Here is a 15,588-nt window from a genome sequence, read left to right on the forward strand (position 1 = left end):
GGATGATGCAGGTGGAAGGAGGTTTACATGATGAATGCTAAAAGGCTGTAATTTGATGTAAATTCATGTAGAATAAAGAAGAATTCGATGGCTGCAGCAGCTGCCATAATAGATAATGGGTAAACACTAGATTTACATAGAGAAAATACAGAATGATCTGGAGGTCAGGATGAATATTTCAATTAATAAACTTCTAGATAGGATCGGAAAAGAACTACAGGAAGCAAGGCATGCCGGTTCTGATACGAAAATACGTGAACATGCTTATGCTATGAAAGCTCTTTGTGAGCTTATTTTAGAGGAACCATCACATGCTGATGTGGAGACAAGCAAACGATCTATAACACCGCCAGCTGTTACCTTCCAACAGCAGCCGATAAGTTTTCAGCCGCAGCCTGTAACCTTCCAGCCGCCGCAGAAGAAATTGGAGGTAGAGGACGGGGCAAACGGAGATTCTATTTTTGATTTTTAATTTTTGGCTGTGTGAAGAACACTGTTTATTTTCGTTCGGTTGTAGATTCATTTACCTGTAACGGAAAGTGGCAGCTACGTTTCATAGCCTAATTTTTATAGAGAAAAGCAAAGGATGAAAGGGAGAGAAGGATGAAATTATTTGTAATTCTAGGTGCCGTTCTGGCTGGGTTGTCTGTTGCTTTAGGAGCATTTGGAGCACATATTCTTGAAGGAAAGCTTGAGCCAAAATATCTGGATACATGGGGGAAGGCTGTAACCTATCAAATGCTTCACTCTGTCGGATTGTTGATTGTGGGCATTTTGCTCGGTAAGGTTCATTCAAGCTCATTACTGTCATGGTCCGGCTGGTTGATGTTTATTGGTGTCGTGCTTTTTTCTGGAAGCCTATATGTATTAAGTATTACAAAAATCAGCATGCTTGGTGCGATTACACCGCTCGGCGGTGTGGCATTTATTGTGGCATGGGCATTGATTGTGGTTGCTGCGGTAAAATTTCTATAAGCTCTAGATGAAAGAAAGGAGTCTGACAAGAGCGTCAGACTCCTTTTTATATAAATAGGTGGTCAGCTTTGGATATAATGTGGCCGGGAAAGCCTTGCTAGGTTATCTTGGTGAAAAAGTAGCTAGATCCGGTGCAGCTGTTGCTGCAAATGGGTACTCGTACTCTAGTTCTTCATCAAATGTAGCATAATCAAAATAGACCATCGGCAGTAGGATACGTTGTCCGGTTTCTGGATCGCTTAAAATCAAATGGTCTCTTCCGGCTGCTTCGATAATGCCTTTAAAGATTTTTGCGTTCCATTGCGCATTGTTCTCAAAGGTTGCATAAACAGTGGCAAGCTTTCCTTTGTTCAAGCGAAGGATATTTTCAATATAGGATTGTTCAACAGGCAGCATACCTGGGATGGAAGGAGCTCCTGTTCCTGGTGCAGCGCCTGCAGGGGGAAACATACCTGTACCTCCTGGAGGTGGGAACATAGTTCCAGGCATAGCACCCTGCTGCGGATACATGGCTGGCTGCATTGAACCCATTGAAGCCCCTCCATATTGCGGCTGTGTATTTCCGTAAGATGGGTACGATCTGTAATACCCATAAGGATTATAGTTTTGTTGGCTCATTCAATTCCCTCCTAATACTTTAATCACAAGCGGTGAAACTTGCGCAGGTCTAATAAGGTGAATGATTATAGACTGCCGGTCCCATTCAGGACTAAACAATCTGTTACTGACTAGCAAGTGTTAAAGCTAAAATCGTGATGTAATGTATCATGCTCACTAACTAATGGATATGGGGGAAGTGGGCCAAATATGACTAAAAATTAAGACTACCCTATCGCCATAGGTAATTTAATCAAGACAGCACAAAAAGAGCCCTCGGAAGATGCCGAGGACTCTAGTTATGTAAGCACATGCTTGCAAATTTAGTCGTTATACATGTAAAAAGGGTTGAATTTTTTCATCTGCAAGGTGGTTTCCGACAAAGAAGGAACCAAACTCGCCGTAACGCGCACTTACTTCATCGAAGCGCATTTCATAGACAAGCTTCTTAAATTGAAGAACATCATCTGAGAAAAGTGTAACGCCCCACTCATAATCATCAAAACCAACAGAGCCTGTAATGATTTGTTTAACAAGACCTGCATATTGACGGCCAATCATGCCGTGGCTTCTCATCAGGCTCATACGTTCCTCCATCGGAAGCATGTACCAGTTATCCTCACCTTGACGACGCTTATCCATTGGATAGAAGCAAACGTACTTGGATTTCGGTAGGATCGGATACAATCGCGCACGGATTTGCGGATTTTGGTATGGATCTTCTTCAGAAGACAGATAGTTACTTAATTCAACCACAGATACATAAGAATGGGCTGGTACTGTAAATTCAGCCAGCTTTGTCTTGTTGAATTCGTTTTCAATTTCATTCAGCTCTTCCATCGTTGGTCGAAGAAGCATCATCATGAAATCTGCCTTTTGGCCAACAATGCTGTAAATAACATGGCTTCCTTGCGCTTCCTTTTCAGTGCGGTTCCATTTGTCTACAAGACCTTGAAATTCTTGGATCGCTGCTTCGCGTTCCTCGCTAGGCACCATTTTCCACGTGGTCCAATCCATTGTACGGAAATCATGTAAACAATACCATCCATCGAGCGTTTTTGCTGCTTGACTCATCTATTTTCACTCCTTGTCTATACAATACATTTTTCATAAACTACTATATCATAGTTTCTCCATAACCTCATGGATGAAACACGAAAAAATCAGAATCATCATTTATCAGGATATTATTTTGAAATATGTAGATAGTAGTAAAGGGACAATTTTACCAATATGAATAACTATTTAGAAATATTCCAAAAATGGAACATTTATTAGGAAGCTGCAAGGTTCTTGAATTTTTACTTTGGAAGAGTATGCTAATATAGGGAAATATTAAAGGAGGGTAAATACATGAGTGATTTATTCGCAGGCTTAAAACAAAAACTAACAGGTCAAAACCTGAAAATTGTCTTTCCGGAAGGATTAGATGAAAGAATATTAACAGCTGCCGGACGTTTGGCAGAGGATAACGTATTAACCCCTATTTTAGTAGGGAACATCGAGCAAATTGAAGCAAAGGCAAAGGAACTAAATGTTTCTTTGGAGTCAGCAGAAATCTATGACCCAGCAAGCTATGCAGCATTTGACGAGCTAGTTGCTTCATTTGTGGAGCGCCGTAAAGGGAAGGCAACTGAAGAGGATGCACGCAAAATCCTTTTAGATGAAAATTACTTCGGTACGATGCTTGTTCATACAAATAAAGCTGACGGACTTGTAAGTGGTGCAGCACATTCAACTGCTGATACAGTTCGTCCAGCATTGCAAATTATCAAAACAAAGCAAGGCGTCAGCAAGACTTCCGGTGTCTTCATCATGGTTCGCGAAGATGAGAAATATGTGTTTGCAGATTGTGCAATCAACATTGCACCTGACAGCAATGATTTAGCGGAAATTGCGATCGAAAGTGCGAAGACTGCGGAAATGTTTGATGTCGAACCGCGTGTAGCGATGCTAAGCTTCTCAACAAAGGGTTCAGCGAAATCTCCTGAAACGGAAAAGGTTTCGACAGCAGTGGAGGAAGCGAAGAAGCGTGCTCCAGAGTTAGTCATTGACGGAGAATTCCAATTTGACGCAGCATTCGTTCCTTCTGTTGCGAAAAGCAAAGCACCAGGTTCCGTGCTTCAAGGCGATGCAAATGTATTTGTATTCCCAAGCTTGGAAGCAGGTAACATCGGCTACAAAATTGCGCAGCGTTTAGGTAATTTCGAGGCTGTTGGCCCAATCCTGCAAGGACTTAACCGCCCGGTAAATGATCTTTCCCGCGGATGTAATGAAGAAGATGTTTATAAGTTAGCACTTATTACAGCAGCACAGGCTTTGAAAAAATAAGTGATTTGGAGTACATCACCTGTTGGGTGGTGTACTTTTTTTGCCTTTTTTGACTGTGTTAATAAACAATATCGAATATGGTTCCCTTGTTGATTGGAGTGGAAGGCACGAAGACTCCTCGAAAATTCTATCGAATTTTCTCGTGCGTGGGCGGATTCAAGGAAGTAATTCAATGTCCTGCGGGAGAAGCGAGACAGTCGAGACCCCGCAGACACGTAGTGTCGAGGAGGCTCGGCGGTCGCCCGCGGAAAGCGAAGTGCCTGGAACGGAAATCAACCTGTCACCAAAACTGAATTTTAATAATGAAAAAGAAGAATGCTATAATAAAGAAATGAAAGCTACAACAAGGAGACAAAACATGCACGATACAAAGGATTTATTAGTTCAGGAGCGGTGGAGAGTGATTGATCAATCTGTGTCCGGTCTTTATATTAGTGCCCTGCAATCGTTCGGGATGGATGATACTCTATGTGCTTCAGTCGGTTCAGGCGAAGCACCGGCGACGGCGAGATCATGGGTCCACCAGCCTACAGTTGTACTCGGAATACAGGATACGAAGCTTCCATTTTTAAAAGATGGCATGAATCTTTTGCAGGAAAACGGCTATGAGGTAATTGTCCGCAATTCTGGCGGGCTGGCGGTTGTACTGGATGAAGGAGTATTAAATTTGACGCTTGTTTTTCCGGAAAAGGCAAAAGGGATTGATATCAACCGCGGCTATGATGCGATGTGGCAGCTTGTGAAGGACATGTTTGCAGATCACGATCAGGAGATTGAGGCGCGGGAAATTGTCGGCTCTTACTGTCCAGGCAGCTATGATCTTAGTATAAATGGACAGAAATTTGCCGGTATTTCGCAGCGGAGAATCAAGAAAGGCGTGGCCGTGCAAATCTATCTTTGCGTTCATGGCAGCGGCAGTGAACGGGCCGAGCTGATTAAACAATTTTATCAGCTTAGTAAAAAAGGAGAAGAAACAAGGCATGTGTATCCTAAGATTGTCCCTGAGGTGATGGCATCCTTGTCAGAGCTGCTTCAGGTGGACTTAACCGTTCAGGATGTAATGCTGCGCTTTTTAAAGGTACTGCAAGGCAAGTCAGGGCAGCTTTTTACAGGTTCATTGTCACTAGATGAGGTTCCACTGTTTGAAAGCTATTATGAAAGGGTAGTGGAGCGGAATCAAAAGGTCATGGGAGAGTGAAGTTCACCTTCTGCAGCACGATGTTTTCAATCTAGTGAACTACTTCATCGTAAAAGGCAGAGCTTAGATTTGCAAAATAAGAAAAAGGCCGTTAGTACACGGCCTTTTATCCATTATTCGAGACTATTCAGCTACTTTTTCAAGATTACCGTTTCGGTCCATCTTAAAGGTTGTTGCTGGACGTTCTTCCTCTTCAAATAAAGCTAATTTGCGGGCTCTGTTCATAATTTTCATCAACGTCTCGTAATCCTCTTGAATGGTTTCAGTATTTTGCTCCATTTCGCCTATCTTGGCTTCAAGCTCTTTATTGGTTCTTCTAAGCTCTGCGATTTCTCGTTTTAATCTTTCATTCTCACTTTTTAATATCTCAACCTGAAAACCTGAGTTTTTCATATTTTCCAGGTAAGCTACAATAGTATCGAGATTGATGCCGCTTGTTGGCATGTTCGTTAGTGCAGGTGAAGGTTCAGTTGAGTTCATATTCATGTTAGCAGTCATTTCTTCACTCATTTCAAAATTCATATTTTCATTATATGGCTGTACATCGGTTGGTGTAGTCAAGGTTTCAATTTCTTCCATACTCGGCTGTGGCGGTGAGTATAATAGTTTTTTCTTGCCTCCTTGATCTCTCCCCAAAATACGTTGTCTTTGCTTGCGCTGTTTCTTCGCCAGCTGCAGCGCCTTTTCATAGTTATGGCGCACAACGGCATTCCAGCGGAAACCGCAGGCAGCAGATGTTCTATTAAGCTTGTCTCCTACCTCTTCAAACGCATTTAATTGTGTACTTCCTTCTCTAACATGTCTTAAGACAGTCTCAGCAAGCAGCAGGTCGTTTTCTTCTGTCCATGCATCTTGACGAACTTTCATTTCTTCAGCTCCCTATCATATTTTTGTATTTTTATAAAGCGTTACTTTCATCATGTCCAATGTTTTCAAACTTTATACAAGGTGATTAAAAGGATAGTAGACTTATGTAAAAAGGAATGGTTTTTGATGTGAAACACATACTAATGAACGTGGTTTGATCTAATATTGAGTGTGGGGGCAGAACGTATCTTTAGTTCTATTTTTCAAAGACACTATTTACCTTATCTATAAATTAATAGTTTGAACGTCAGCGGGTAGCATGGGATGTGGAGTCAACTTGCAATACTGAAAAAGAAGCGTTAAAATACCACATAGTGTAAATCGCACGAGTATAATGTTTTCAAAAAGAATGAAAATGTGAGAAACAGATTGTTTTCATATTTCTTATAGATATGATTGAAATGTTAAAAGGGGATGTATTCATTATGTCGAATGAATTCCGTGTCTGTGATGACTGCCAGGCAGTGAATTTAAAAACGTTAGTACCAATGCTGAAAAAAATTGATTCGGAAGCAGAAATTCAAATCGGCTGCCAATCCTATTGTGGACCGGGCCGAAAGAAAACCTTTGCCTTTGTTAATAACCGGCCGCTTGCTGCTTTATCAGAAGAAGAGCTGGAAGAAAAAATTAAAAAGAAGCTGAAAAAATAGAGAATCTCCTCGGACTTTAGTCTGGGGGGGTTTTTTTCTATAAAAGGAACTATCTAAATCCGGTGGAACTGATAGACACAATCCTCGACTTCCTAAGGAAGTTTACTTCTTTACGAATGAAGGTGAAAAAAATTTAAAAAATGTTCGTGTTAGTGAATGATTGGTGCACTCGTATTGTAAGCGGTACCGTTAAAAAAAGTAGGTTAAAGTCTTAATTTTAAACACTTGATATGTTTTTTGAAATGATTTATAATTCAAACATTATATTAATAAATTTTCTGATTTTTAATAAAAGACGAATGAATGTGAATTTGACTAAACAATATTCGTTTTTCGAGTAATTTAAAGGTTGTAGAGCTTGAACAAGTAAGATAATATTGGTAAAATTTAAAATTATTACACAACTGTTCGACAAAAAATGTAAAGTATTTTCAACAAAATTCATCACTTAGAAATAGAATATACGCAAGCGAAGATGGTTATGGATTAAGCTATGACTGGAGCGGCTTCTGGAGAGATTGCAATGCGCGGCGCCGAAGGGTTCACAATCTCAGGCAAAAGGACAGAAGAATAACAAGTGTTATTTGTTATTCTTACGTTTTTGCAGGAGATTGGAGAAGAGTCCAATCTCTTTTTTACTTCATTCAGTTGGAGCGAATTTGATAAGTATCTTGTACTAATTCAAACGTAAGATTCATAGTTAACTAGTCATTTTTTTATACAAAACATAAAAGACCAAAGGGGAGAAAAGAAACAAATGTTTACAATTAAAACGTTAAATGCAATTGCAGAAGTCGGATTAGATGTATTTAAAAGCAATGATAACTACCAAATTGATAATGATGCCCAATCACCTGATGCGATCGTTCTTCGCAGCTTCAATATGCATAATATGGAGCTTGATAGCAATGTAAAAGCTGTGGCACGTGCTGGAGCAGGTGTTAATAATATTCCGGTTAATGAGTATACCGAAAAAGGAATTGTTGTTTTCAATACACCAGGTGCAAATGCGAATGCGGTTAAAGAATTGGTATTAACAACATTAATGGCATCTTCTCGTAATCTGTTTGCCGGAATTCAATGGACAAAAGGCTTAGAGGGCAAGGGTGAAGAGGTTCCTAAGCTAGTTGAAGCAGGTAAGAAGCAGTTTGTTGGGAAAGAAATTAAAGGTAAAACGCTTGGTATCATCGGACTTGGAGCAATCGGTGCCCGCGTTGCAAACGATGCGCTTCGTTTAGATATGGACGTAATCGGATTTGATCCATTCATCTCAGTTGATATCGCTTGGAACCTTTCTCGTAATGTACAACGTGCGATGACTCTTGAGCAGCTTTATGCAAAGGCTGATTACATTACAGTTCACGTTCCATTTACTAAGGATACAGGTGGAATGTTCAACAAAGATTCTTTCGCACTTATGAAGGATGGCGTTCATATTTTGAACTTCTCCCGTGGTGAGCTTGTGAACGAGGACGATATGGCTGAAGCGCTTGTCAGTGGTAAGGTTGGCAAGTATATTACAGACTTCCCGAATGAAAAAGTATTAAAAATGACAAACTGTGTGTGCATTCCACACCTTGGTGCATCTACTTCAGAGTCTGAAGAGAACTGTGCGATTATGGCATCCCGCCAAGTGAAGGAATTCTTAGAAACAGGAAATGTTGTTAATTCAGTGAATTTCCCGAATGCTTCACTTCCTTATGAAGGAAAACGCCGTGTGGCAGCTTTCCATCAAAACGTAAAAGGAATGGTTGGTTCCATTACAGCTGTTTTATCAAACTATGACTTAAACATTGCGGACATGGTAAACAGAAGCCGTGGGGAATACGCGTATACTCTTATCGATATCGATAATAAATTTAATGGCGACTTAACACCTGCTTTAGAAGAAAATATCGGAAAAATCCCAGGAATGGTTAACGTTCGTATTATCTAATAGATTTTTAAAAAATAGAGCATTTGCCTTAGGGCAGGTGCTTTATTTTTTTGGAGAAGAATAGAATAGCAACAGTACTATATTAGAATGTATTATAAAAAAACTTAATTTTAGTGAGTAGGTTGATTGCAGTGGAAGGCACGAAGACTCCTCGAAAATTCTATCGAATTTTCTCGTGCGTGGGCGGATTCAAGGAAGTAATTCAATGTCCTGCGGGAGAAGCGAGACAGTCGAGACCCCGGAGACACGAAGTGTCGAGGAGGCTCGGCGGTCGCCCTAAGGTGCGCGAAGTTTCTTGAACGGAAATCAACAACAAAGTTAACAGTTTATAGAAAAGGTTGGTTTTTGTTGAATTTTGTAGAGAAGTGGCAGGGAGATTGAGTATAATAAATAAAGTGTTGTCGAGATCGCAGATTTATTTGGGTATGATGGACAATGTACCGAAAGCCGATAAAAGTTTTCATAAGAAAATAATCCGCCTACAAGAAGGCTGCCATAATGAGATTGAACAGAAAAGAGGGGAGAAAATGGCCTATTCAGAGGAAAAGCTGTTGGAGGAAAAGGTATTCAAGGATCCTGTGCACCGGTATGTGCATGTGCGTGACCGGGTGATATGGGACCTAATTGGAACGAAGGAATTTCAGCGTCTGCGTAGAATTAAACAGTTGGGGACAACCTTCCTGACCTTCCATGGAGCAGAGCATAGTCGGTTTAACCATTCACTTGGAGTCTATGAGATTGTCCGGCGTATTGCTGATGATGTGTTTGAAGGCCGTCCAGGCTGGAGTCATGACGAACGGCTGCTATCCCTCTGTGCTGCGCTGCTTCATGATTTAGGACATGGACCATTTTCTCACTCCTTTGAAAAAGTGTTCCAGCTGGATCATGAGTATTTTACACAGGCCATTATTTTAGGAGATACAGAGGTAAATGCTGTACTAAGCAGAGTAGGAGATGATTTTCCGAAAAATGTAGCCGAGGTCATTGCTAAAACCTATCAAAATAAGCTAGTCATCAGCTTGATTTCCAGTCAAATCGATGCTGACCGTATGGATTACCTGCAGCGCGATGCGTATTTTACAGGGGTTAGCTACGGCCATTTTGACATGGAGCGGATCTTGCGGGTGATGCGCCCTCGAGAGGACCAGGTTGTCATCAAGAAAAGCGGGATGCATGCGGTGGAAGATTATATCATGAGCCGTTACCAAATGTATTGGCAGGTGTATTTTCACCCGGTCACCCGCAGTGCGGAGGTTATTTTGACCAAAATTTTGCACCGTGCCAAGGCGCTTCATGAACAGTATTATTCCTTTAAATCCCATCCTGTTCATTTCTATTCTATGTTTGAAGAAGAGGTCACTCTGGAGGATTATTTGAAGCTGGATGAGTCAGTGATTCTTTATTATTTTCAAATGTGGCAGGAGGAAGATGATCTAATCCTGAGTGATCTATGCCGCCGCTTTATGAATCGCAATCTATTTAAATATGCCGAGTTTGATCCGGCCAAGGAATACAAAAAGCTGGCCGAGCTGTCTATCCTGTTTGACAAGGCAGGAATGGATCCTGAGTATTATCTTGTTGTCGATTCGTCCTCGGATTTACCGTATGATTTTTACCGGCCTGGTGAGGAAGAGGAGCGTCTGCCGATTCATTTATTAATGAAAAGCGGCGAGATTCGTGAGCTGTCACGAGAGTCGGAAATTGTTGATGCCATTTCGGGAAAAAGAAGAACAGATCATAAGCTGTATTATCCAATTGATTTCATTTGTGATGATTCATCGGCAAAAGAGATTAAAAGGAAAATACGCAAGCTGCTGGATATAGACGAAAGTAAAGTCCATTGATATAGATGTAGGAGTTGAAAATTGTGTTAAAAGATCATGCTAAGGTCATGCAGGCCATTGCAGCCTCTGGAGAAGTTATCGGAAGGAAAAAGCTTCAAAAGATGATTTATATCTCAAAAAAATTATCCTTTCCATTCGGAGAAAAATTTCAATTTCATTTTTATGGACCCTACTCAGAGGAGTTAACGGTACAGGTTGAAGAGCTTTGTAACATGAGATTTTTAGAAGAAGTAAAGGAAAAAAAGGGCGGTTACTATCAATATCGTTATACCGTAACCGATAACGGCAAGGAATTCCTGTCTGAAAGCCATGTCGACATCCCTCATCTGCAGGAATGCTTAACAGATATGAATAACCAAAATGCTAGATTTCTTGAACTTGTCTCAACAGTATTATATTTTGATAACCTGCCAAAGGAAGAAGTGCAGGAAAAGATTTTTACGTTAAAAAGCAAACAGCGCTATACAACCGAGGAAGTAGATAGTGCGTATGAATATATTGCGATGCTGAAGGGGAAAGCGGAGCTTCAATAGATCAGAGTACAGTGCTAGAGGGCGCTGTACTTTTTTTATGTGATTGAAGACCTTCTTCAAATAAGAATTAAGAAAAAGAGCAAAATAAAAGGAGGTTTTAAAGGGAGGATATTCATTTGGACTTTTTGCTTACGATCTTACTGCTATTATTGTGTTTATTAATTTCAAATGTGATCAGCCATTATATTCCGTTTATTCCAACGGCCTTAACACAGATTGCCTTTGGGGTCGTTCTGGCTCTAGTTAACGGGGATATCTCCCTTGAGCTGGAAACAGAATGGTTTTTGCTGTTGTTTGTGGCGCCGCTTTTGTACAACGACGGGCGGCATTTTCCGCGTGAGGAATTATGGAGGATGAGGGCGTCTATCTTTGGAAATGCCATTGTGCTGGTTTTGCTAACAGCGGTTGGCGGTGGTTATTTTATTCATTGGATGGTTCCTGAAATCCCACTCGCCGCATCGTTCGCCTTGGCAGCGATTCTTTCACCGACGGACCCTGTAGCCGTGAATGGAATTGCGAAACGAATCCACATTCCTGAGCAGGTGTTGAATCTGGTCAGAGGGGAATCACTTATCAATGATGCTTCCGGTTTAGTAGCGTTTGATTATGCAGTTGTTGCGGTTGTTACTGGCTTCTTTTCGATAAAAGAAGCAGTTTTTGATTTTACCTATATGTTCATTGCCGGTGCTTTACTCGGTCTTATACTTGGGCTGCTGATTATTTGGATTCGCTTTATTTTACGGAAGCAGGGGATTAATGATATTACCTTTCATTCCCTTTTACAGATCATGACTCCATTTATTATTTTTATCATAACGGAGGAAATGCTCCATGCCTCTGGTGTGATTGCTGTTGTGGTGGCAGGGATTGTTCACTCGCTTATCCATGAAAAAACGGAAACGATGAATGCTCAGGAAAAGGTGCTGACGGAAAATATTTGGTCGATTGTCTTGTTTATCTTAAACGGGATTGTCTTTTTGCTGCTGGGATTAAATATTCCTTCGTCCATGATTGAAACGGTAGAAAACCCGAATATCGGTAATTGGCTTGCTATTGGGTATGTGGTGGCAGTTGGATTGATGATATTAGCCATCCGCTTTGCCTGGTCGTATCTTTTTTCCTATCAAGAATATCGGTTTTTGAAAAAGAAAATGGACGTCAAACCAAATGTGAAAAATACCTTGTTCATTAGTCTGACAGGTGTTCGTGGTGCGGTGACGATGGCAGGGGTCCTTTCAATACCGTTTGTCATCCAGAATGGAGAAGCGTTTCCTCACCGTTCACTAATCCTTTTTTTAGCAGCGGGCGTCATTCTGTTTACGTTGATTGTGGCGACAGTTTTCCTGCCGCTATTAAGTAAAGAGGAGCAGACGGCAGGTGAGGAACCTTCTGTCCTTAACTTGACGGAGGCCAAGAGTCGAATATTACTTGCTGCGATACAGAAAATCAAAGTGGAAATGACGGAGGAAAATGCGGCTGTTGCCTATGAATTAATGGATGAGTATAAACGAATGTTTGCCAAATACAAGCAGGAGCAGACTTCAAACACAGATGCGTTTCAGAAAAAAGTGCGCGAAGTCCGCCTGACAGCCTTAAGAGCAGAAAGGCAGTATATCCAGGAGATGATGGGTCAAGGCAGGATGGATGAAGAATTGTTTGCCACCTTTGAGAAATCCCTTGATTACCGGGAAGACGCCCTGTCAAATAATGTCCGCTCGGGAATCCTATTCATAATTGGGAGATCTAAACGAGCTTGGCTTCGTTTTCTCGGGCAGAATCGTCAGGAAACAAGATTAGCGGAATTGCGAGTTCTTGGAAGGGACATTCAAATAAAGACGCTGCAAAATGCGGTGAAGAAGCTGGAGGAATATTCGCGGCAGTCAGAAATGGATCAGACAGAGGTGCTGAGCATTGTGATTGCCGATTATAATCGGCTGATTAGGCGTTTAAAGCGGCCGACTGTTCATTATAATGAGAAAAGTGAAGAGCAAAAGGAAGAGCTTCGTATCAAGGTTATGGATATCGAACGTTCCGAAATTCACCGCATGTACGAAGCGGGTGATATCAACAAGGAGCAGGCAAAGGAATTAAGACGATTTATTAATTATATTGAGAGTGTGACATTGTACGAGCATGTGGAATGAGGGTACGGCAGTCTATGATAGATCTAATTCCTTATTGATATAGTCGGCAATCGGTTTTTCAAATTCAGTCAATAGACGTATAATGTCAGTTTTATTGCTGTCGTCTATGCTTTGGAGGGCCTGCTGAAGGACGTTCAGCCAGATGCGGAAAATATTATCACGCAGCCATAATTTAAAAACCATACGATCATCTTCCGAGTAGGATTGATTATGTTTAACCTCAATTTCGTATGTATTGACCAATTTCTCAATTGTTTCGATATGCTGGTTGATTTGGTTCTGAACTTGAGCAATTTTTGTCCCGACTTCCATCTTGGTTCCCCCTAGCGCCATGAGTAGCTGTTACATTCATTCTATCAAAAAATATGGCTCTATCGCTGTGGATAGAACCATATTTTTTTGCAAGGGGAATGGTGTGCGATTATTGATCGCTTAAGCGTTTCCCGGCTACAGCATAGTTGTCTTTTGTCATTTCCTCGATGAAGACAACGATTGCTTCCTTTGGTGCTCCTGTTGTTTCACTTACGGCATCGGTTACCTTTTCAGCGAGTGCCTTTTTTTGTTCATCTGTTCTGCCTTCAAGCATTTTTACGGTAACATATGGCATGTTCACAAGCCTCCTATTATTGAGTAGTATGTATTGCCCTGCGGTGGATTTCACCTGTTACCTAGTGTACCACAAGTTTTCCTATTTAATTTCCTTTTGTTTGCAGGCAGAATGGCAACATTTTTCACTTTACCGCGGTAATCATGTATACTTTTATTCAAAGAGTTGAAAAGGAGTTTTTGCCGTTGGATTCCTCATTCTCGCAATTTTTGGCATACCCGTTAGAAAAAATTCCTTATGTCGCGTTAACATTGATTATTGCTTTTTCCGTCCATGAGTTTGCGCATGCGTTTACGGCCTGGAGATTTGGCGATGATACAGCGAAAAATCAGGGAAGATTGACCTTAAACCCGGCCTCACACCTAGACCCAATCGGTACGATTCTCATTTTTATTGCTGGTTTCGGCTGGGCGCGTCCTGTACCGGTCAATCGCTTTTTCTTTAAAAAGCCGCGCGTTGCCGGCATCACGGTGTCCTTTGCCGGACCGCTGAGTAATTTAATTATGGTCTGTATCGCTTTTATCATTTGGTATAGCTTGGTGGCCTCAGGGCTGGCCGCATCGCTGCCGTCGTTTGTTCCGGATTTTCTTGATGTATTTATTCAGCTGAATGCCGTGCTATTTATTTTTAATCTGCTTCCGCTCCCGCCGCTTGACGGCTACCGGATCCTTGAGGACCTTGCACCAACTGACTTACGGGCAAAAATGACGCAGTTTGAACAGTATGGGATGCTGATATTTCTTATCCTCGTCATTACACCGCTTGACCGTTACACAATCCAGCCGATCTTCGGCACCGTCCTGCCATGGCTGGTAAATGGATTGAATGAGTTTTTTTATAGTTGGTTTTTTTAAAGCAGAGAAAACCTTTAGTTTTGATTTAGATTTAGCAGGTTGATTGCAGTGGAGGGCACGAAGACTCCTCGAAAATTCTATCGAATTTTCTCTTGCGTGGGTAGGTTCGAAGAAGTAATTTCAATGTCCTGCGGGAGAAGCGAGACAGTCGAGACCCCGCAGACACGAAGTGTCGAGGAGGCTCGGCGGTCGCCCGCGGAAAGCGAAGTGCCCGCAACGGAAATCAACAACGCTGTTTAAAAGTGAAAGGGGATTTTTATAGATGGAAGAAAAAAAGAAAAAGAAGCTTGAGTTTAATATTATTAAAAATGAACCGCTGGATGGACATAAAGGGTTTGGCAAAGGCGCGTTGAGTCTTGATAATGTGTCACCGGTAATCATTGATGTCGAAGAAGGTGACGCTGTCATTGATATCGGTGCCATGCATGCCAGAAGCGTGGTGGAAAAGGGGATTAAGTTCCTGCCAAATAAAGATGAGGTTCCAAATGGCAAGCCTTATTGGCTTGTTTGGGTAACGGTGGACCGTGATGAACGCGGGCCGCATTATGCAGGGGTGACAGCATGTGAGATGACAGTAGACCGCGAAATCCGCAGAGGATACAAGTCATTACCTGAGCATGTGAACCGCATGGATAAATCAATTAAGCGCCATATTATTGTTGACCATATGGATGAGAAGTCAAAAGGGATATTGCGGGAGTTCCTGCAGAAACATGATGAAGGCATGTGGGAACGTTCAGCGCAGCAATTAAAGGACGATTTGCAAGCATAAGCTTAGGGGAGACCCTAGGCTTTTTTTGTTTGTTAGGAAGACTTGTAGAGGGGTTATTGATGCTCGTTGAGGGTGAAGAACGGTGTAAATGGTAATTAAGAGTATGATCTGATGCCCTTTGTGGAGGGTGAGGGAGGTAAAAGGGAATCAGGAGGTCGATCTGATGACTGTTGAAGAGGGAAAGGGAGGTAAAAGGGAATCAGGAGTGTGATCTGATGCCCGTTTCAGAGGGCGAGAGTGTAAAAAGGTAATCAGAAGTGGGACCTGATGCCCGTTTCAG

16 protein-coding genes and 1 riboswitch are annotated in these 15,588 nt (G+C 41.6%); of the genes, 11 read left to right on the forward strand and 5 right to left on the reverse strand.

All coding sequences use genetic code 11. The annotated features are described in order from the left end of the window. Positions 1–169 precede the first annotated feature (169 nt). A complete protein-coding gene (locus tag ACHUFV_RS26150; protein WP_394239376.1) occupies positions 170–472 on the forward strand; it encodes a YwdI family protein in 303 nt (100 codons plus the stop codon). 131 nt (positions 473–603) lie between these two features. After that, positions 604–975, forward strand: coding sequence for a DUF423 domain-containing protein (locus ACHUFV_RS26155; RefSeq protein WP_394239377.1), 372 nt, complete (start codon positions 604–606; stop codon positions 973–975). Between the two features lie 102 nt (positions 976–1,077). Here the strand turns inward: ACHUFV_RS26155 and gerQ are convergent, their stop codons facing one another. Both gerQ and hemQ read right to left on the reverse strand, forming a co-directional pair. Continuing rightward, a complete protein-coding gene (gene gerQ / locus ACHUFV_RS26160) occupies positions 1,078–1,593 on the reverse strand; it encodes a spore coat protein GerQ (protein WP_394239378.1) in 516 nt (171 codons plus the stop codon). Positions 1,594–1,902: 309 nt separating this feature from the next. Continuing rightward, the gene (gene hemQ / locus ACHUFV_RS26165) at positions 1,903–2,646 is read right to left on the reverse strand and encodes a hydrogen peroxide-dependent heme synthase (protein WP_394239379.1); all 744 of its coding nucleotides are present in this window, start codon (positions 2,644–2,646) and stop codon (positions 1,903–1,905) included. Positions 2,647–2,925: 279 nt separating this feature from the next. On the opposite strand from hemQ, the gene pta reads away from it, so the two are divergent. Both pta and lipL read left to right on the forward strand, forming a co-directional pair. After that, positions 2,926–3,903: a phosphate acetyltransferase gene (pta, locus tag ACHUFV_RS26170; RefSeq protein WP_394239380.1), complete on the forward strand. Its 978-nt coding sequence runs from the start codon at positions 2,926–2,928 to the stop codon at positions 3,901–3,903. Positions 3,904–4,261: 358 nt separating this feature from the next. Continuing rightward, positions 4,262–5,101, forward strand: a complete 840-nt coding sequence (gene lipL / locus ACHUFV_RS26175) for an octanoyl-[GcvH]:protein N-octanoyltransferase (RefSeq protein WP_394239392.1) — start codon at positions 4,262–4,264, stop codon at positions 5,099–5,101. A 123-nt stretch (positions 5,102–5,224) separates the two neighbouring features. On the opposite strand, the gene ACHUFV_RS26180 is transcribed toward lipL, so the two are convergent. After that, a complete protein-coding gene (locus ACHUFV_RS26180) occupies positions 5,225–5,968 on the reverse strand; it encodes an RsfA family transcriptional regulator (RefSeq protein WP_394239381.1) in 744 nt (247 codons plus the stop codon). A 425-nt stretch (positions 5,969–6,393) separates the two neighbouring features. Between ACHUFV_RS26180 and ACHUFV_RS26185 the strand changes: the two genes are divergently transcribed. The 5 genes from ACHUFV_RS26185 to ACHUFV_RS26205 all read left to right on the forward strand — a co-directional run bounded on the left by ACHUFV_RS26185 (position 6,394) and on the right by ACHUFV_RS26205 (position 13,075). Further along, positions 6,394–6,618, forward strand: a complete 225-nt coding sequence (locus ACHUFV_RS26185) for a DUF1450 domain-containing protein (RefSeq protein WP_394239393.1) — start codon at positions 6,394–6,396, stop codon at positions 6,616–6,618. Positions 6,619–7,117: 499 nt separating this feature from the next. After that, a riboswitch (glycine riboswitch) is annotated at positions 7,118–7,194 on the forward strand. 181 nt (positions 7,195–7,375) lie between these two features. Continuing rightward, a complete protein-coding gene (locus ACHUFV_RS26190; RefSeq protein WP_394239382.1) occupies positions 7,376–8,554 on the forward strand; it encodes a phosphoglycerate dehydrogenase in 1,179 nt (392 codons plus the stop codon). A 527-nt stretch (positions 8,555–9,081) separates the two neighbouring features. Next, complete coding sequence (locus ACHUFV_RS26195) at positions 9,082–10,398, forward strand: HD domain-containing protein (protein ID WP_394239394.1); 1,317 nt, start codon at positions 9,082–9,084, stop codon at positions 10,396–10,398. Between the two features lie 23 nt (positions 10,399–10,421). Next, positions 10,422–10,931: a YwgA family protein gene (locus ACHUFV_RS26200; protein ID WP_394239383.1), complete on the forward strand. Its 510-nt coding sequence runs from the start codon at positions 10,422–10,424 to the stop codon at positions 10,929–10,931. 116 nt (positions 10,932–11,047) lie between these two features. Then, positions 11,048–13,075 (forward strand): Na+/H+ antiporter, encoded by a 2,028-nt coding sequence (locus ACHUFV_RS26205; RefSeq protein WP_394239384.1) that lies wholly within the window; start codon positions 11,048–11,050, stop codon positions 13,073–13,075. Between the two features lie 12 nt (positions 13,076–13,087). Here the strand turns inward: ACHUFV_RS26205 and ACHUFV_RS26210 are convergent, their stop codons facing one another. After that, complete coding sequence (locus ACHUFV_RS26210; protein WP_394239385.1) at positions 13,088–13,387, reverse strand: hypothetical protein; 300 nt, start codon at positions 13,385–13,387, stop codon at positions 13,088–13,090. A 109-nt stretch (positions 13,388–13,496) separates the two neighbouring features. After that, complete coding sequence (locus ACHUFV_RS26215; protein WP_394239386.1) at positions 13,497–13,682, reverse strand: 2-hydroxymuconate tautomerase; 186 nt, start codon at positions 13,680–13,682, stop codon at positions 13,497–13,499. Positions 13,683–13,825: 143 nt separating this feature from the next. Between ACHUFV_RS26215 and ACHUFV_RS26220 the strand changes: the two genes are divergently transcribed. Together ACHUFV_RS26220 and ACHUFV_RS26225 are read left to right on the forward strand one after the other, a co-directional pair. Then, positions 13,826–14,536, forward strand: coding sequence for a site-2 protease family protein (locus ACHUFV_RS26220; protein WP_394239387.1), 711 nt, complete (start codon positions 13,826–13,828; stop codon positions 14,534–14,536). A 262-nt stretch (positions 14,537–14,798) separates the two neighbouring features. After that, the gene (locus ACHUFV_RS26225) at positions 14,799–15,308 is read left to right on the forward strand and encodes a YwhD family protein (protein ID WP_394239388.1); all 510 of its coding nucleotides are present in this window, start codon (positions 14,799–14,801) and stop codon (positions 15,306–15,308) included. The last annotated feature ends 280 nt before the right edge of the window (positions 15,309–15,588 follow it).

The sequence above is a fragment of the Niallia oryzisoli genome, assembly GCF_043641075.1.
GTDB classification, from domain to species: Bacteria; Bacillota; Bacilli; order Bacillales; family Cytobacillaceae; genus Bacillus_BD; species Bacillus_BD oryzisoli_A.